The sequence below is a fragment of the Ancylothrix sp. D3o genome (assembly GCF_025370775.1).
Classification (GTDB): Bacteria; Cyanobacteriota; Cyanobacteriia; order Cyanobacteriales; family Oscillatoriaceae; genus Ancylothrix.
The window spans coordinates 14,717-33,934 of record NZ_JAMXEX010000016.1; the positions used below are offsets into that span (position 1 = coordinate 14,717).

Annotated in this window: 13 protein-coding genes; 9 read left to right on the forward strand and 4 right to left on the reverse strand. The window is 45.4% G+C overall.

The genetic code is table 11. The annotated features are described in order from the left end of the window. Positions 1-264: 264 nt before the first annotated feature. From NG798_RS21195 to NG798_RS21210, 4 genes are all read left to right on the forward strand, one after another. A complete protein-coding gene (locus NG798_RS21195) occupies positions 265-735 on the forward strand; it encodes a Fur family transcriptional regulator (protein WP_261225698.1) in 471 nt (156 codons plus the stop codon). A gap of 532 nt (positions 736-1,267) precedes the next feature. Then, positions 1,268-3,415, forward strand: coding sequence for a hypothetical protein (locus NG798_RS21200; RefSeq protein ID WP_261225699.1), 2,148 nt, complete (start codon positions 1,268-1,270; stop codon positions 3,413-3,415). A gap of 92 nt (positions 3,416-3,507) precedes the next feature. Next, the gene (locus NG798_RS21205; protein ID WP_261225700.1) at positions 3,508-5,235 is read left to right on the forward strand and encodes a DUF3685 domain-containing protein; all 1,728 of its coding nucleotides are present in this window, start codon (positions 3,508-3,510) and stop codon (positions 5,233-5,235) included. Between the two features lie 31 nt (positions 5,236-5,266). Next, a complete protein-coding gene (locus tag NG798_RS21210; protein ID WP_261225701.1) occupies positions 5,267-5,395 on the forward strand; it encodes a hypothetical protein in 129 nt (42 codons plus the stop codon). A gap of 23 nt (positions 5,396-5,418) precedes the next feature. Here NG798_RS21210 and NG798_RS21215 read toward each other — a convergent pair whose 3' ends face one another. The 3 genes from NG798_RS21215 to NG798_RS21225 all read right to left on the reverse strand — a co-directional run bounded on the left by NG798_RS21215 (position 5,419) and on the right by NG798_RS21225 (position 9,257). Further along, positions 5,419-6,738, reverse strand: a complete 1,320-nt coding sequence (locus NG798_RS21215; protein ID WP_261225702.1) for a 3-isopropylmalate dehydratase large subunit — start codon at positions 6,736-6,738, stop codon at positions 5,419-5,421. A 250-nt stretch (positions 6,739-6,988) separates the two neighbouring features. Then, positions 6,989-8,623, reverse strand: a complete 1,635-nt coding sequence (locus tag NG798_RS21220; protein WP_261225703.1) for a TolC family protein — start codon at positions 8,621-8,623, stop codon at positions 6,989-6,991. A gap of 433 nt (positions 8,624-9,056) precedes the next feature. After that, complete coding sequence (locus tag NG798_RS21225) at positions 9,057-9,257, reverse strand: hypothetical protein (RefSeq protein WP_261225704.1); 201 nt, start codon at positions 9,255-9,257, stop codon at positions 9,057-9,059. A gap of 547 nt (positions 9,258-9,804) precedes the next feature. On the opposite strand from NG798_RS21225, the gene NG798_RS21230 reads away from it, so the two are divergent. From NG798_RS21230 to NG798_RS21245, 4 genes are all read left to right on the forward strand, one after another. Continuing rightward, positions 9,805-10,905, forward strand: coding sequence for a PAS domain-containing protein (locus tag NG798_RS21230; RefSeq protein WP_261225705.1), 1,101 nt, complete (start codon positions 9,805-9,807; stop codon positions 10,903-10,905). A gap of 148 nt (positions 10,906-11,053) precedes the next feature. Continuing rightward, a complete protein-coding gene (locus NG798_RS21235; protein WP_261225706.1) occupies positions 11,054-12,385 on the forward strand; it encodes an efflux RND transporter periplasmic adaptor subunit in 1,332 nt (443 codons plus the stop codon). 64 nt (positions 12,386-12,449) lie between these two features. Beyond that, a complete protein-coding gene (locus NG798_RS21240; RefSeq protein ID WP_261225707.1) occupies positions 12,450-15,674 on the forward strand; it encodes an efflux RND transporter permease subunit in 3,225 nt (1,074 codons plus the stop codon). Positions 15,675-15,743: 69 nt separating this feature from the next. Beyond that, positions 15,744-16,667, forward strand: a complete 924-nt coding sequence (locus NG798_RS21245; RefSeq protein ID WP_261225708.1) for a DUF4351 domain-containing protein — start codon at positions 15,744-15,746, stop codon at positions 16,665-16,667. Positions 16,668-16,752: 85 nt separating this feature from the next. On the opposite strand, the gene cax is transcribed toward NG798_RS21245, so the two are convergent. Then, complete coding sequence (gene cax / locus NG798_RS21250) at positions 16,753-17,841, reverse strand: calcium/proton exchanger (protein WP_261225709.1); 1,089 nt, start codon at positions 17,839-17,841, stop codon at positions 16,753-16,755. Positions 17,842-18,190: 349 nt separating this feature from the next. Between cax and NG798_RS21255 the strand changes: the two genes are divergently transcribed. After that, positions 18,191-19,210, forward strand: coding sequence for an N-acetylmuramoyl-L-alanine amidase (locus NG798_RS21255; protein ID WP_261225710.1), 1,020 nt, complete (start codon positions 18,191-18,193; stop codon positions 19,208-19,210). The last annotated feature ends 8 nt before the right edge of the window (positions 19,211-19,218 follow it).

Below are 19,218 nucleotides of genomic sequence, written 5' to 3' on the forward strand. Positions count from 1 at the left end.
TCCGTAGGAAGTCCTTAAGGAATCTCCGTTTCACCGAAGATGCCTAATTGTGGCAAAGTTAAGATAGACCGTCGGCATCCCTTGGCACCAACGATCACTAACATTGAAAATAGCCCTGCAAGGTATTCAAGGTCAAATGCCCACAACAGAGACGCCAAAAAATGACCGCCCTAAAAATCATAGGATAAAATAAAAGAACAACCCGCCGTAAAAGCGAGTGTACGGCACATACTTAAAATTAAAAACATAAATTAGGCGGTAGCTGTGAAACCAATTCGCTCATTAGAAGATGCTTTAAATCGTTGCCAAAACCTGGGAATGCGCCTTTCTCGCCAGCGCCGCTTCATTCTGGAACTGCTCTGGCAAGCAAAAGAACACCTCTCAGCCAGAGAAATTTATGACCGCTTAAATCAGGAAGGAAAAGCAATAGGTCATACATCCGTTTACCAGAATTTAGAAGCCCTATCGAGAGGAGGCATCATAGAGTGTATAGAACGCTCTGATGGTCGGCTTTATGGAAATATCAGCGACTCCCACAGTCATATAAACTGTTTAGACACCAAACAAATTTTGGATCTTCATATTGACTTGCCACCAGAACTTATCGAACAAATCGAACAGCAAACCGGCGTAAAAATCACCGATTACCGGATCGACTTTTACGGCTATCGCTTAGACTCGCCACCCCAAACCCCAGACGACGTAGAAAGCTGGTATCAACCGACTTCACCCTGATAGGGATAGCCATACAACCTAACTGGACTGTAAAAAGCATTTTATAAAATTTGTAACGTTGCAAAATTCCTATGGGCCTTTATAATAAGACGGCAAATTGCTAATTCATTCTCAGGGCGTTTAGCCCGCGTCAATTTCGTAAGCGATCTCTTGATTACACCCAGGCAAAAACACTGCACCGACTAAAAAACCGGCAACCATCCGTATAGTCCGCAAAAATCCTGAGTATTGAGGTAGAGTAATTTTGACTCGCCGCCAAAAACGCCTGTCTCCCGCGCCAAGTGATTAGCAAGCAAAAAATGTCTCTTTAGGGAGACAAAAAATAAGCCTCAGCGCACCGGCCTAATTAAAGCAATTAAGCACCGGCTCGCAGAACACCAGAGAGAGCGGCGCAAAATTCAGGCGCGGGATAACAGCCAACCAACAAAAGCGGACCCTTCGCTATTTGATAATAGAGGTATGGCTGCCAAAAGCAGCTTCGGTCGCCGGCCACCCACCCCATGCCGCCATGCTAAAACCAACCCCAGAAACAATGACGAATTCTCCCGCTGACACGCCTATCGAAACAAAAACCTCCCGCCAAAAAGATTGGGGGTGGCCGTTTGTTTGGCTGAGCGTGCTGCTCGTGTTTGGAGGAACAGCCGCCGGCGCATTTTTCTGGCTGATCACAATGCCGCCGCCGATTGACTGCAAGCAAATCTCGCCCCTCTCTCCAGAGATGCAAAGATTGCAGTGCGCCAAAGAATCTGCTTCCAGCCGCAAAGTCGAAGAATTAATTAAAGGACTGGCGGTGGTAAAAGACTGGCCCGAAGACAACCCCCTCTACCCGCAAGCCAGTCAATTGCGCGATGAGTGGTCAAAATGGCTTTTGGAATTGGCCCGCAATAAATTGGAAAGTGGAGATTTAAAAGGAGCCGAAGAACTGGCCAAAAAAATCCCTGCCAATGCTTCCGTTTATCAAGATGCTCAGGCCGTCGTTTCCACTTGGCAAACGGACTGGGACAAAGGCAAAACAATTTATAACAAAGCCCAAGAAGCCCTCAAACAACAACAATGGCAACTGGCCACCGGCTATGCCCAACAACTCGCTAGTCTGCGAAACGAATACTGGGGCCAGCAGCGCTCGGCTGATTTACTCAATCAAATAGGCCGGGAAAGACAAGCGTGGGAACAGTTAAAACTCGCTCGCGTTACCGCGAACCCCCAAACAGCCGATAACCTCCAAAAAGCCTTGCAATTGGCCACAAAGGTAGAAGAAAAAACCTACGCCCACAACACAGCCAAAACCGACATTACAAAATGGAGCCGCAAAGTTCTACAAATTGCCTCGGTTCAAATCAAACAACGAAACCTACCAGCAGCAATCAACCTAGCCAACAGCATCCCCTCGATCTCGTCGCTTTATGCCGAAGCCCAAGACTTTATTCTGCTGAGTAAAGCTGAAATGCTTTTACCCAAAGAAAAAGAATTTTCTGGGCCGGTGGCACGTCACGTTTTTGCTCTCATCGAAGCTCAAGCCGCCGCACGCCAACTCAGCCAAGATCGCCCGCTCTACAAACAAGCTCAAGAAAAAATTGCCTCTTGGCAAGCACAACTCGATGACTTAGTACAGCTAGAAGTTGCAAGCTCCGCCGCCAGCTTTGGTCAAGGTTGGATGCTGCAAATGGCTATCGAACAAGCAAACACGATCTCCCGGAACCGCCCCCGCCGCGTCCATGCCCAAACTCTGATTGCCCAGTGGCGTAAAGAACTGAAAGAATCAGAAGACCGGCCTTATCTGGTACGCGCTCAAACCCTCGCCCAAGCAAAAACTGTAGACTCCTACAAAACCGCCATTGCCGAAGCACGTCAAATTAAACTTAACCGGCCTCTACGCCTAGAAGCTCAAACCCTGATCGCTAGTTGGAACAAACAAATCGAAACCATCGAAGATAAACCAATCCTTGAAGAAAGCTTAGCGCTCGCCAAACAAAACAAACTAGACGCTGCAATTCGCACAGCTTCCCGCATAGGTAAAGGTCGTGCCCTTTATAAAGAAGCAATAGCTGCCATAAGTGACTGGACAGCGGAAATCCAAATTACCGAAGACCGGCCTCTACTAAATGAAGCTGCAAAACTCGCCTCTGTGGGCCGACTCTCAGAAGCCATTCAAAAAGCAGCCCAAATAGGTAGCGGTCGCGCCCTCTATTACGAAGCCCAAGACGCTATTGCCCGCTGGGCAGCCGAGCGCAACACTATCCGACTTTCTTCCTACCCAGAACCGGCTCAAGAATCGGCCCCAACACAATCTTACTCACCGCCGCCGGTTGAATCTTACTCTCCACCTCCGGCAGAGTCTTACTCTCCACCTCCGGCGGAATCTTACTCTCCACCGGCACCCGAACCTTACTCTCCACCGGCACCCGAACCTTATTACCCTCCAGCGGCACCCGAACCCGCTCCGCCGCCGGTAGAATCTTATACCCCACCGGCACCCGAACCTTATTACCCTCCAGCGGCACCAGAACCCTACATCCCACCGGAACCAGCACCCGAACCTTACGTTCCCCCGGTTCAATCTTACGAACCCCCAGTCGAACCCGCACCAGCGCCAGAGCCAGCCCCACCGGAACCGGCACCCGTCGCCGCACCGGAACCGGCACCCGCAGCGGCTCCTTTGCCGGCTGATGGCATTGAATAAGCTGGTACAAATTAAGGGTGTTTTGAGGGGATTGGGGCGTTGAGGAAGCGTTCCTTTCCCCCCCTGGAGTTGGGGAGTTGATGGCTGGAAAAATGTTGAAATTACTCATTATTGATGATGACTTGATTTTTCGTACCGGTTTGCGGACAATTTGCGACCGCGAACCAGACTTACAAGTAGTAGCAGAAACCGGCAAAAACAGAGAAGCATTTCAACTTCTGGCCGGTGCCTTTGCCAATGTCGATTTGGTAATTTTAGACTTAGCCATTCAAGGTCAAACATCCGATTCTTATCCAGACTCAACAGCCGGTTTAGTCTTTTGCCAACAGCTAAAAACTTCTTTTTCTCAGGTGCCGGTGTTGTTGCTAACTTCCCTCAGCGATAGCTCGGTAATTTTGGCAGCCCAGCGTTTAGGAATTGAAGGTTACTGTCCCAAAGGAACCGTCACCCCAGAATTAATTAATGCCATTCGTTTAGTTGGACAAGGGCAAAATTACTGGCCTTTGATGCCAACTTCCAGTCGGGCTCTTGGGAGCGCCGAAACAAAGCCAGGCCGGCAGTTTAACTGGAAATATCGTACTTTTTTGTCGGGAAGCCGGCAAATTGAACGCAGTCTCGCCGAACTTTCTACTCAATTAGATAACCCTTTTTTGTCGCCTTTAGACCGGGCTTTTTTGCAGGGACGTCAGCGGGAGTTACGCTTGGCTCAATGGTTGCTTAAGCAGTGGTTTGCCAACGATAAACAAGACGCACCGGCTTTTGTTCCCCCGCCTTTTCAACCCCCGGAACCTAGAAATTTTCAGGAGCGTCCAAAGGCAGATTTGAGGACTACAAATAGCGAAACGGATATTGTATTACAACCAGAAATTTTTGAATCGACTTTTTATAAGCTCAATTCTAGCTTGTTTAATTTTACGGATATTCCTTTAGAAATTGATATTTTACAAACTCATAAAAAGCGGGAATTACTGTCTATAACTTTGCGCCAAATTGAAGTTTTAATTAAGGAACTACGTTTAGCTGATGTTTCTTTACCACAAATTGAGCAAAAACGGAACGCTCTTTTGCAAGATTTATGGCAATTAGTCCTGAAAGAGTTTTTTGGCAAATACTATACTGTTTTGCTAGGTAACTCGGTGCTGGAAGTGGTGCCGGTTTTACTTGCAGATGCCGGTGTGGTTCAAACAGAAATTTTTGATAAAATTCCCTATGTGGAAAATGTTTTTGCTTATTTTCTCTTTAAAAGTTCGCTAAAAATTGATAATCAAATTTATGCCGGTGAAAGTGCCGAAGCTCGATTTAGAGCGGAATTTTTATTACAAAATCTGGCTATTCAAATCTCTAATGCGGTGATTCAACCGTTACTTAATCATTTTTCGGAAAGCGAAGAAATTAAACATGAGTTTTTTGACCGGCGCTGGCTTTCTAATCGGTCTATTTTGAAGTTTCGGAATAATTTATCTTGGAAATATCGGGTAGAAAGATATATTACTGAACCGACAGCTATTTTTGAAAGCCGGTATTGGTTGTTTATTTTAGATGAGCGTGGGATTAGAAAATTGGCTATTTATGCGCCTCGCACGGAGGAGTTAGGGCAACTTTCTGGTATTCCTTTGGTGGTGACTTATGTGTTGGAAAGTCGGGATGCAATTGCTCCTCGTTTGCGTTCGGCGGTAAGTTTTTTGGGCAGTGGGGTTGTTTATTTGCTTACTCAGGTGATTGGTAGGGGGTTGGGTTTAGTTGCTCGTGGTATTATTCAAGGTATTGGTAGTTCTTGGCCGGAAGGTAAGCTGGGGAAGAATACTTCGCGGCGAGATTGAGGGGGAGTTTTTTAACCGCAGATAAACGCAGATGAACGCAGATAAGATGAACGCAGATAATGATGAACGCCTCAGTTTGGGGTTTTTGAAAACCCGATTCCGTAAAGAAACCGGGTTTTTGCATACCGCAGCTACAAATCAATTATTAACTATCAATTAATAATTAATAATTGTTGGTAGGATTTACATGAATTCGCGGGGGTCTGTGACGTGGCCGGTGAGGGCGGAAGCGGCGGCTGTGTAGGGCGAGGCGAGATAAATTTGTGCTTGTTTGTTGCCCATACGTCCGGGGAAGTTGCGGTTGGTGGTGGAGACACAAACTTCGGGTTCATTTAACCGGCCAAAGGTGTCTTTAGGGCCGCCTAAACAAGCTGCACAACTGGGGGCTGCTGGTTCAATACAACCGGCTGCTAATAGGATTTCTGAGAGGGTTTGTCCTTCATGTTTGACGGTAAATAAGTCTTCATAGACTTTTTGGGTGGCTGGGACAATATAGGTGGGTACTTTGACTGTATTGCCTTTGAGAATTTTGGCAGCGTGGAGGAAGTCAGAAGTTTTGCCGCCGGTGCAAGAACCGATATATACGCGGTCTATCTTGACATCTTTGCATTCTCGTGCTAAGGCGCGGTTATCGGGGGAGTGGGGTTGAGCGACGACCGGCTCTAGTTTAGAGACATCACAATGCCAACTGCTATAAAAGCTGGCATCAGCATCGGTATAAACCGGCTCAAAAGGCTTATCTGTGCGAGCACGGACATAATCAAAAGTAGTTTGGTCGGGGGCGATGGTACCATTTTTACCACCGGCCTCAATGACCATATTGCAGAGAGTCATGCGTTCTTCCATAGACATCGCATCAACAGCAGTGCCGGTAAATTCCATTGTCCGGTAGTTGGCACCACTGACAGAGATATCGCCGATAATTTGGAGGATGAGGTCTTTGGCTAAAAGATAGGGGGGTAACTCACCATCGAGGATAAAACGCATGGTGGCTGGAACTTTAACTAAAAGCTTGCCGGTGCCCATAATAAACGCAGCATCCGTGTTGCCGATGCCGGTGGCGAATTGACCAAAAGCGCCGGCATTGCAGGTGTGAGAGTCGGTGCCAAAGAGAACTTCACCGGGGCGAGTGTGACCTTCTTGAGCCAAAGCAACGTGACAAACGCCTTTATAATCTGGATTGGCCTTAAAATTAGCACGGTCGATAATATCGTAGAAATATTTAATGTTTTGTTCTGCTGCAAATTCGCGCAGAATATCGACGTTGCGATTAGCACGTTCGTCTGAGGTAAAGATATAGTGGTCGGGAATTAAAACAATTTTTTCTTTATCCCAGACCTTAGCATCGGCGCCAAATTCGCGTTTAAAAACGCCGATGGTTCCGGGCCCGCAGACATCGTGCGTCATTAAAAGATCAACCGACACCCAGATATTTTCCCCTGGCTGAACAGAAGACCGGCCGGCGGCACGGGCTAAAATTTTTTCGGTGAGGGTCATCCCCATAAAAACAGTTCTCCTGCGGCAATGCTTGAAATTAATAATTCGTCATTAGTCCTCTGTAGCGGGCTGGATACCAATATCTGACCTTCGTAGCTTGGATCTGGGTGAACCCGCCCGTACAGTCGTGGGGAGAAAAAACAAAGGACTTTTGACAAATGACGATGGACTTATCCCCATTACTCATAATATTTGTTAATTGGGGGTAATGGGACATTGTTTTTTGAGCAATTGCCCATGAACCGTCTATGGGTATTTAACGAGGGGTGGGGGGAGTGTTGCTGGCGCTACCGGCGGGGTTGTTGCTGACGGCGCGTTGCATGGCGGCGAGGGCGCGGTTGTAGCCGATGATGGCACGGATGCGGTTGCCTTCGGAACGGGTAAGCTGGGTTTCGGAGTTGATGACATCGGTTTGGGTACCGACACCGGCGCCAAAGCGTAAGCGGGCAAGACGGAGGGCTTCTCTGGCGCGTTCAACTTCAACGCTGGCGGTTTGGATATTTTCAAAATTGGTTTGCAAGTCATAGTAAGCTTGCTCGACTTGAAAACGAACTTGGTTGCGAGCGTCTGCAAAGCGGGTTTCGGCAATATCTCTATTTCTGTCTTCTTGGGTAGCTCTGGCTTGGGAGGCTCCGCCGTCGTATAAGTTCCAGCGCAAACGGGCACCGAGCGAGTAACCGTCTGTGACGGCGATTTGATCGCCAAAGACTTCGAGGATGTTGTAGTTGGCAAAAACGCTGACTTGGGGGCGGGTGGCGGCTTCGGCGACACGGCGCTGTTGTTCGCTAATTTCGCGTTGGAGTAGTTGCTGGGAGAGTTCGGCGCGGCGTTTGAAGGCTTCGATGATGCTGTCTTCGAGGTTGATGTTCCAGTAGCCGGCGATATCGACGGGATCGGCGGCGGTGATGTTGAGGGGAAGGGAGATGCTGAGTTGTTGGGAGAGTTGGCGCTGGGCTACTTGAAAGTCGCGTTGGGCGCGGGCGAGGTTTTGTTGTTCGTTGGCAAGCTGAACTTGGGCTTGGAGGACGTCAAAGCGGGTTCCTACGCCGGCTCTTTCGAGGGCTTCGGCGTCGCAGAGGCTTTGTTGGGATGCGGTGACTGCTTGGCTGGAGATGCGTATTTGTTGTTCGGCTTCTTGAATGTCGTAGTAGGAGTTGGAGATATCGAGGCGGAGTTGTTCTTCGATGCGTTCTACTTCGAGTTGGCTTAGCTCAACTTGTCTTTCGCGGGTGCGGATGGTGGCAGACCGGCGCCCAGAGGTGTAAACGTCGTAACTAAGTTCGAGTTGTCCGCTGAGGCTGCGGGTGACGGTTTCATCGGGGACGTCTTGGCCGGTGAGTAGTTGTTGCAGTTCGTTTTGACGTTGAGCTTGGGCCGAGTCGCTGCGGGTGATGTCGCCTGCCAGGTCGAGGGAGGGGTATTCAGCGGCGATGGCTTCTCGTAGTTGGGCTCGGCTGCGTTCGAGTTCGAGTTCGGCTACTTGGAGGTCGCGGTTGTTTCTCCGTGCGAGTTCGATGGCTTGTTGGAGGGTGATGGGTTGGATGCCGATGATTTCGACTTCGGAGGGTTTGACGGGGAATTGTAGGGGGTTTGGGTTGGGGTTTAGGTATTCGGGGAGGGTGGCGGGGGCTGTATAGTTAGGGGTGGTCTGGGGCTCTGGGTTTTCTCTGCGCTGTCTGAGTTCTGCACAGCTAACAGGAAGTTGATTTTGCCTTACTGTTTGTGCGAGGTTTGTGTAGTTTGCTTTTTCTGAACTCTGGTTAGAGATAGGGGTTGGATGTTGGCCGGTTTTGCTGTTTATGGCTGTGGTTTGGCTGGTACCGGTTTTGATGTCGCACAGGACAAGGGCGACACCCACACCGGCTGCTATTAGATATCGAAGGCTTGGCATAGTTTTTGTTTTCGATCTTGCTTTCAGGCGACACTACCTGGTTTTAGACAAATCACCTTAAGCAGAATAGCAGTTCGTTGGGGGATTTTCAGCTAAGTTTTTCTCTTATACTTTCTTTGGGGGGGTGTTTTTGTCCAAAGTGGGTTTTATGAGCGGTTTTTTTCTGCATTTAAGCGATATGGGGCCGGTTGAGGCTTTTAGGTTTTGGCGTTCTCTTTGCTTTAGTTTTGGTCTGAACCGTCGCTTTTGTGAGGCGATGATGGTTGAGGTTGTAGGGGGTAATAGGTGATTTTTTTTAAACGATTTTTTTTGATAAAAAGGATTTTTAAATAATATTTTGGGGATAGGTGGGTAAATATCCCCTGGAGGAAAGCGTTTTTAAAGGTTTAGGCATGGTGGATAATACAGATTATCAAGAAGATTGCTCAAGTTTTCAATCGTTGACTCGGATTAAGCCTTTGTGCAACATTTCATACATCCGATTGACGAGGTTTTGTTCGTGTTCGCCTAAGCTACAACTAGAAAGCAAAAACATTAGTAAGCGTTGATCGGTGCGGGTGATGCGGCGGGTGTTAAAAATTTTGTCGGTGAGTTGAGTAATGTTCAGTTGGGAGAGGAGGGTTTCGGTGTTCATTGAATTATAGAGTATTGAAGGTTGGCTTTTCTAATATCGGTAATTTCTCGGTTAGGTAAAGTGATTGAGATGGGGTTGTAGGTGTGATTTTTTTGGCGTTAATTCGTGATATCTATCACAGGGGCGGATGCTGCTATACAAAAGGATAAGCTTGGCTGTTTTCTTGTGGGGTGAAGCTTGATGGGGTTTGCTAGGTGCAGACTCTGGGTTTGTTTGTTGAGGCTGGCTTTATAATTTGCACGAGTTAGATTGGTTGTTTTAGGGCAATTTATTATGATATCCTGACGCCAACTCTCGGATGGCTAAATAAAGCTTTGTAGGTTATCAAGTGTACAAACGCCGCCGGTTTAGGGGCGAGTCAGAAGCGGACTATACTAGGAGTAAGGGTAAAGATTTGGAAGCCAGAAATAGAAAGGGAAGTTGATTTAATTGAAAATTATTGTTTTAAAGTAAAAAATCTTATATTATCAGTGTTGATTTGGAGAAACTACTTAAATTTGTTTTGCTAAATCAAGGGTGAGTAAACGGGGGAGGGATTTTTTTGTTTATGATTGATAGCGTATTGAAGAACTGGCAAGCTTTGCAGGAAAAGATTAATCAACTGCCACCGGCACAACAGCAATTTCTCAAAAGTAGGGTGGAAAATTTCAGCGAATTATTGCAAGCTCTAATACGGAGTTATTTAACGATAGTAAATGACCAAAAAAACCAGAATATACAATTAAAACTTCGGCAAAAGACTGCGGAAATGATTCAGTTAGAGGCGCAGTTAGAGGAAGAACACTCTCTCCACAAAAAAGCTAATCAAGCTTTAGTAAAAAGTGAAGCGAGGCTGCAAACTTTTTTAAAACATTCGGCAGATTTAGTTACTATTTTAGAAGCGGATAGGCGCATTCGTTATCACAGCCCAGCTATTGAGGAAATTTTAGGATATAAAGCTGAAGAGAGAATTGGTAAAGTTTTTGGGGAATTGCTGCATCCTGATGATTTGCCGAGGGTGGAATTTTATCTGAAAAATCTTTCTGAAAGTTCTGGGGATGTGCTGATGATGGAGTATCGAAAATTGCACAAGGATGGTTATTGGGTTTATTTAGAGGCTGTAGTTAAGAATTTGCTGGATGATTCTAGTATTAATGCAATTGTGATTAATTCACGAGATATTACTCGCCGCAAGCAGGCAGAAGCGGGTTTAAAAGAAACGAGTCATATTTTGCAAGCGCTGATTAAAGTTTCACCTTTTCCGATTATTGGTATTACTCGTGAGGCGTTGGTGATGGTGTGGAATGATGCGGCGGAAAAAGTTTTTGGTTGGAGTGAGACGGAACTTTTAGGAAATGCTTTGCCGGGGGTTCCTGAAGAGGAAAAAGAGAGTTTTAATGATTTACTTGAGGCGCAGTTTAAAGGTGAGGTGATTTTGGGGGTGCCGGTGCGACGAATAAGGAAAGATGGTTCTCTGCTGGAGCTTTACCTTTCGACGACTCCAATTTTAGATGTGGAGGGCAAGTTTTTGGGTAGTCTGGGAATATTTTCTGATGTGACTGATCACAATAAGATTGAGGATGCTTTGCAAATTATGGAGGCTACTAAAAATTTAAAAAATCTTTTTTGGGTGCGTTATGTTCGCTGTGATAAAGATGATAGTGATTGAAATTTATGGGTTTTTGGTTTAGGCTGAGGGGAATGGGGAGAAAAGGGATAATTTTTTTTTGAAAGAATAATGAGGGCGAGCAATATCTTCCTTTTGAGAGAGGTTTTGTGCTAGATATAAAATCTAAATTATTAAAAATAAAAACCTTATGCCTGTAAAAAATTACGGTTGGTTAGTATTGGCAAGTGTTTTGATGATGTCGGCTGGTTGTGGGTGGCTGCCCAAAGATGCGGCGGACGCGCAACCTCAACCTGGCCAAGGTTCCCAAACTGACACTGCAACGGCGGTGGATGTGGCAATTGCACGCACCGGCACACTACAAGAGGATGTGCTATACACGGGGACAACTGCACCTGTGCGGGAGGTTTCGTTGCGTCCGCAAGTTGAGGGAAAATTATTAAGTTTAAATGTTGATGTTGGGGATGCAATAGAACAGGGACAAATGATTGCTCGGTTGGATGATGCGCTGTTAGTGGCGGCTGTAGTGCAAGCAGAGGCGGAACTTGCGGCTCGTCGGTCGGAGGTGGCTCGTGCGGAAACGGAGGTGAGTAAGGCGCGGACAGATGTGCAGGAAGCAACACTTAAATTGCAACAATTACAGGCAGATGCGGCGCGATTGGAAGGTCTAGCAAATGAGGGTGCCGTTTCGCGGCAGTCGGCGGAACAAAAGCGAAATGAAGCGCAAACGGCTGAGCAAGCTTTACGCTCGGCACAGGTGCAAATTAATACGGAACAGCAAGCGGTGGCGGCTGTGGAAGGGAGAGTGACGGCGCAACAGGCGATTATTGCTCAAGCAAAAGAAAGACTTTCTTATGCTGTTTTAAATGCACCGATTTCGGGTGTGGTAACACAACGTTTAAGCGAGGCGGGAAATGTGGTACAACCGGGGACAGAATTGTTAAAAATTGGAGATTTCAGCCAAGTTAAAATTGTGGTTGATGTGTCAGAGTTAGAATTGGCAAATATTCGCACCGGCCAAAGTGTGGGAGTTGTGTTAGATGCGTTTCCAAAAGAAGAATTTAATGGTATAATTACACAAATTTCGCCGGCGGCTGATCCTGTGGCAAGATTGGTGCCGGTGGAAATTACGATTTCTAATCGGGGTGGAAAAATCGGTAGTGGTTTACTAGCGAGAGTCAATTTTTCTGGAAATCAAAAAGAGGGTGTAATTATTCCAGAAACTGCCTTGCAAGCAGGAGGTAGAGAAAGAGGAAACTCAGCTAAATCGCCACAGAATGCTAATAATACTAAAGGCCAGAAATCTCAAGAAGGAACGATTTTTGTGATTAAACAAGAAGGCGAAAAAACCACCGTTGAATCTCGAAAAGTTCAAATAGGAGAAAAAGCTAATAAACAAGTAGAAATTATCTCAGGATTGCAAGCCGGTGAGAGATTTGTAGCCAGAGCCGGTAAACCCTTAAAAGACGGTGATCCAGTCCGTCTAAGCATCCTCTCCGAACAAACACCCAAAAACCAATAATAAACCCATCCCATTAATCTGCGTTAATCTGCGTTAATCTGCGGTTAAATACACCAAAAAAACCATGTCAAACTTCAGTCTAAGCGCCACCTCAATTCGCCAACATATCGGCACATTAACCTTAACCTTAGCAGTAATTGTGTTAGGGATATTTTTTCTCTTAAACTTACAAGTAGACCTACTTCCTGCTATCACTTATCCTCGGATTGGAGTGAGAATCAACGCACCAGGAGTTTCCCCAGAAGTGGCGGTGCAAGAAATAACAAAACCCTTAGAAGAAGCACTCAGCGCTACAGAAGGAGTGGTGCAAGTTTTTTCGCAAACTCGTGAAGGACAAATTAGTATAGATTTGTTTTTTGCGCCTGGGGGAAATATTGACCAAGCGCTGAATGATGCGACGGCATCTTTTAACCGTGCGCGGAGTAATTTGCCAGATATTATTGAAGAACCAAGACTGTTTAAAATTGACCCTTCGCAGTTGCCGGTTTATGAATTTGCTTTGCAATCTGCGTCTTTAAATGATTCAGAGTTAAGGATTTTTGCGGAAGAAGAATTAGGGAGAGAATTGGGGGTAGTACCAGGCGTAGCAAATGTGGATGTAGCGGGGGGTGTCAGAGAGGAAGTGCAAGTGAATATTGATCTCAAACGCTTGCAGTCACAAGGGATAAATTTAACGAGAGTTTTAGATGCGATCAGGGTGCGAAATCAAGATATTTCCGGGGGGAGAATTCAGGGAGAAAATTCGGAAGCTTTAACGCGGACAGCAGGTAAATTTCAAGATGCGGCTGAAATTGAGGAGTTAGCTTTTGAAGTTGGGGGCGGGAATAATGGAATAGGAAAAAAAGTTGTTTTAGCTGATTTTGCTGAGGTGATTGATGGAACAGAAAACCAAAGAGTTTTTGTGAAGTTAAACAAAGAACCGGCAGTTAAAGTCAGCATCCAAAAACAACCGGATGCAAATACGATTCAAGTTGTAGATGGAGTTAAAAAACGGATTCAACAATTGCGAGACTCTGGGTTAATTTCATCAGAAATGGTTTTAAATCCGACCTTAGATGAATCTCGCTTTATTCGTAATTCCTTGGCGGATGTAACAAATTCGGGTCTTACGGGGGCTTTACTGGCGGCGGTGGCGGTGTTGTTTTTCTTAGGTTCTTTGCGGCAAACATTGGTTATTTCGTTAACAATTCCGCTGTGTACTTTGGCGGCAATTAGCATGATGAAAGTGTTTGGTTTGTCGTTAAATTTGTTTAGTTTAGCCGGCCTTGCTTTGGGAATTGGGCAAGCAATTGATACCAGTGTGGTGATTTTAGAAAATATTGCCGAAAACACCGGCATGACACCAGGCGCACAGAAGAAAAGACTGTCAGATTCAAAGGAAATTATCGAAGAATCTATTAACAGTGCGGTAGAAGTAGAATCGGCAATGATTGCTTCTACGGGGGCAAATTTAGTTTCTGTGGTGCCGTTTTTGCTGATTGGGGGATTTTTCTCGCTGTTATTTAGTGAGTTAATTTTGACGATTTGTTTTGCCGTTGGTGCGTCTCTTTTGGTAGCGTTGACGGTGACGCCGGTGTTGATGTCGAGGTTGCTAACAATTCGGTGGTCTAGTCGCATTAGTAACTTTTGGTTGCTGCGACAATTTAATAATCGTTTTGAAGATGCGACCCGCAGTTATATTAGGACTTTAAGTTGGGTGTTGCGTCATCGCTTTTTGGCGATTGGATTGGCTTTTTTGTTATTGGGTGGGGGGAGTGGGTGGATGGCCGGTCAAATTCCCCAAGAAATTTTACCGCGAATTGACACCGGCCAAGCTTCACTTTCTGCTCAATTTCCGCCAGGAACTCCGCTAGGCACAAATCAAAAAGTGATGGAAATTGTGGATGATATTTTGCTGAAACAACCGGAAACTGATTATATTTTTACCACATCTGGAGGCTCTCTTTTTGGTAGTAATACAACGGCGAATCCTTTGCGCGCCTCTAGTACGATTACGCTAAAACCCGGTAGTGATGTTGAAGCTTTTGTGAAACGGGTAACAACGGAATTGGAAAAGTTGAATTTAGCGGGGATTCGTTTGCGACTTTCTCCGGGTCAAGTTCGGGGGATTATTTTAACAAATTCGCCGGTACGGGGTGCGGATGTGGATATTATTTTGCAAGGCAATGATGAGCAAAAATTAAGACAAGCGGGAAGACAAATTTTAGCGGCTTTAGATGAGAATGTAAAAACGGCAAGATTTAGACCAGATGCGGATGATCGGCAACCAGAAATTCAAATTCGCCCTGATTGGTTGCGGGTGCAAGAAATGGGTTTAACTACGCGAGATATTGGCCAGACAATTCAAACAGCAATTGAGGGTTCTATTGCTACTCAATTGCAACGGGGTGAGCGTTTGGTAGATGTGCGAGTTCAGTTAAGTGAGGAGTCATTAAACCGGCCTAGTCAACTGCAAAATTTACCTTTGTTTGCTAATAATAATCGTCAAGTTCGTTTGGGAGATGTGGCGAAAATTGAAGAAGGACAAGCACCGGGAGAAATTCAGCGGATTAACCAACGTCAGGTGTTTTTGATTGCGGGTAGTTTAACTGAAGGTGTGAGTTTAAGTGATGCGTTTAAGGAGGTAGATTCAGTTGTGGCCGGTGTAGAGTTACCAGAAGGAGTAACTGTGCTCCCAAGTTCTGCTAAGGAGACTAATTTACAGCTTCAAAATTCGTTAAAATTGCTAGGCGGATTATCAGCATTTTTGGTATTTGTTGTGATGGCTGTTCAATACAATTCTTTGCTAGATCCGCTGGTAATTATGTTTACGGTTCCTTTGGCGTTGGCGGGGGGTATTTTTGGCCTTTATATTACGCAAACTGCGATTGGGGCTACAGTGTTGGTGGGGGCGGTTTTGTTGGTGGGAATTGTAGTGAATATTGGGATTATTTTGGTTGAGTTTGCTAACCAAATTCAAGAGCGAGATGGTGTTGATTATGAGACGGCGATGCTTAAAGCTGCGCCGCAACGTTTGCGTCCGATTATGATGACAACAATTACTACTGTTTTGGGTTTATTTCCTTTGGCTTTGGGTATTGGGGAGGGTTCAGAATTTTTGCAACCTTTGGGTGTGGTGGTGTTTGCTGGGATGTCTGTTGCAACAATTTTGACTTTGTTTATTATTCCTTGTTTTTATACGCTACTGCATGATTTTTCTTGGCTTTTTGGTTGGAAAAAGTGGGTGAAAGATGGCCGGTTAATGTTGCGAAGAATTCGGACTAATAAGTTATTTAAAAGCCGCAGATAAAGGCAAATAAAACAGGAGGGGTTATGGTGTTAGGATTTTATTAATTATCTTATCACCAATCGTGTAACAATGATTGATCACGACCGTTTATTTAAGGAGTTGCTTTCTACGTTTTTTGCGGAGTTTTTGCAGGTGTTTTTTCCGCAGGTTTGGGAGGCGATAGAGTCGGATTCTTGGATGTTTCTTGATAAGGAGGTGTTTACGGATGTAACTTCGGGGAAGAAATATGAGGCGGATCTGATTGTTCAGGCTAAGGTTAAGAATGAAGAAAGCAGTTTGATTATTCATGTAGAACATCAGTCAGAAAGTCAGTTAACTTTTCCGCGACGGATGTTTGTGTATTTTTCTCGATTGCATGAGAAGTATGAGATGCCGGTTTTTCCGATTGCTGTTTTTTCTTTTGACCGGCCAAAGCGTCCTTATCCGAGCCTTTATCAGGTGAAATTTCGCGGTAAAGAGGTCAATACTTTTAATTATGAAACTCTGCAATTAAACCGGCTTTCTTGGCGCGATTTTGTCAATGTGCGGAATCCAATTGTGTGTGCTTTGATGGCAAAAATGCAGATGGATCTGGCAGACCGGCCTACGGTTAAGTTAGAATGTTTGCGGATGCTAACTCAGTTAGAAATTGACGAGGCGCGTAAGCAGTTAATTTCTGGATTTATTGACATTTATTTGCGGTTAAATCCTGAAGAGGAAGCCGTATTTCAGGAGCAATTGAGGACAATTTTACCACCAGAACAGGAGGAAGTTATGGAAATAGTCACAAGTTGGATGGAAACAGGAATTGAAAGAGGAATGCAGCTAGGCCGGCGACAAGAAGCGTTAAATTTAGTTCAGCGCCAACTTCAACGCCGCGTCGGTTTATTAAGTCCTGAATTAGAAGAATCTGTGAATCAGTTAACTCTGATCAACTTAGAAGATTTAGCTGTGACTTTGCTAGATTTCTCAACTGTGGATGATTTACAAACTTGGCTGCAAAATCATTCATAAATAAACGCAGATGAACACAGATAACCTATCCGCGTTCATCTGCGTAGCGCTACGCGCGGCTACGCCTAACATCTGCGGTTAAATTTTACGCCGGATGGAAATAAAAAGCAGCCCCTAAAATTACATAAGTTGCTAACAACAAACTACCCTCCAACCAGTTAGACTTTCCATCTAAGCTAATCAAATTTCCTAGCGCCACTGCTATCGCCACCGCCACGACTTCAAAGGGGTTAAAATTTAAGTCCATTGGTTGATGAAACACTAACCCTAATAACACCAAAACCGGCGCCACCAATAAGGCTACTAACAAACTTGAACCCATCGCTACAGAAACGGATAAATCCATATTATTTTTCAGTGCAACTCCGATGGCTGTAACGTATTCTGCGGCGCCACCAACGAGGGGTAAAAGTATTACGCCGGTGAATAATGGTGTTAACCCTAATCCTTTGGTTGCTTCTTCTACAACTCCCACAAAAATCTCTGATTCTATCGCTACCGCTACGGTTGATATTACCAAAACTCCCAACCATAACCACAAATTCGGTTTGTGTTCGGGGGTTTCTTTTTCGGCGGTTCCTTCTTCGAGTTCAACCACGCTAACATCGTAAAGATAGCTGTGGGTTTTTAAGGAAAAAATCAGGGTGAGTACATAGACGATGATCAAAACGACGGCGGCGGTAAGTGAGAGGTTTTCTATCGCGGATGGTTCGACACCGTTGGAGGTATAAATTACGGTGGTTGGTAACAATATTGCTGTTACTGCTAAGGTCATTGTGGAACCGTTTACACGGGCAATAACCGGCTGGAATTCTTGCTCTTTATACCGCAATCCTCCTAAAAACATCGACAGTCCCATGACTAATAAAATGTTGCTGATGATGGTGCCGGTGATGCTGGCTTTGACAATATCAACAAGGCCGGCTTTTAGGGCAACGACTGCTATAATTAATTCGGTGGCGTTGCCAAATACGGCGTTTAATAATCCTCCAATTGAGGGGCCGGTTGTTAAGGCAACTTCTTCGGTTGCTGTGCTTAGCCAAATGGCTAGGGGGACTATGGCTAATGCTGAGGTGATGAAAACCGGCATCGTTCCCCAGTGTAAATATTCGGCGGCGATGGATATGGGGACGAATATTAAGAGGACGTAGGAGAGAATTTTTTTGATTGACATGGTTATGGTTGCTTTTTCGAGTCTTTCGCAACTATAGCCGATGTGCTTTGGGGTTGACGACTGTTACAAATCTTTACATTTGAAGATAGTTCTTCCTCATCAATTTTATCATATCATGCCGGTGGGCAAATGTCTAGGGGTTTTCTACTTATTAATGCAAAAATTTTAAATTTTTTTTATGGGGGTTTGTTGAATTTCTCTTTGCTCAACCCAAGCTACGAAAGTTGAGTTAAACGCGGAGTAACTAAGGGTTAGCCTATGTAGTTTAACTACCTTTGCTGTAAGGTTATATATGATCAGCTTTGAGTGCTTTAAAACTTTTTGGGTAGCATAAACCCTTCTGACTAATATGAGTCAAACAATTAACAAAATCTATCTCCACTGGACCGGCACTAACTATAATTGGTGTGTACCTGGCTATTACCACACAATTATTCTGGGAAACGGCAAAGTTCGACGCCTCACCGGCTACGATCAAACCCTCAAAACTCACACCTATGCTCGCAATTCAAACTCGGTAAGTATCTGCTGTTCTTGTATGGGGGGAACGGCTTGGCAAGACTTCCCTCCCACCGAGGCTCAAATCACCGCTATGTGCAAAGAAGCTGCTACGCTTGCTAAAAATCTCGGCTGGAAACCCACAGATATAAATGTTACCCGTGTCCTTACTCATGCGGAAGCTGCTGCTAATCGAGATTTTTCTCAGGAATTGGCGCGGCGAGGAAGTGGGGTTTCTTTAGAAGTGGCTCGCCGGCGGGGTTTACCCCATGATAATTATGGGCCGCAGCGCTGGCATGATGGCTGGCCAGGAGGGGTGGCAGATCGTTGGGATTGGTGGCAAATAAAAGCCTCGGATCAAGGTGGAGTTGGTGGCGATATTTTGCGCCGGCGCATTCGAGAATTTATGGAAGAAACCGCAGATCCAGAAATTACGCGCATTGAACGTACACCGGCTTCTAGTGAATGCAAAGTTTTTTTCAATGATAAAGAAATCTGCACCGGCTATCTGCTTTCAGATCATCGCTGTTATGTTCGTCTTTTGGATTTAATCAAGCCGTTAAAGATTGAAATTGGCAAAGTACGCGGCGGAAGTGTTCGCTATATCAACCTTTTCTCCGAAGATTTTATCCCCAAATATTTAGCCGATTCTCCGGTTATCAACGGCTTTTTAACGGTGGATATTTATATGAACCGGCCCGAAGATCGAGAAGGAAATCCGGTAGATGACCGCGATTTTCCATCTCAGCCTTTTATGCAGGGAATTATTCTACGCGGTACGACTCATGTTTTACTGGCCGATTTTTGCAACGAATTGGGTGTTAAGTTGGCTTTCGGTTCTCAAGATCGCTCGCTTCGGATGACGCGGTGATCAATAGC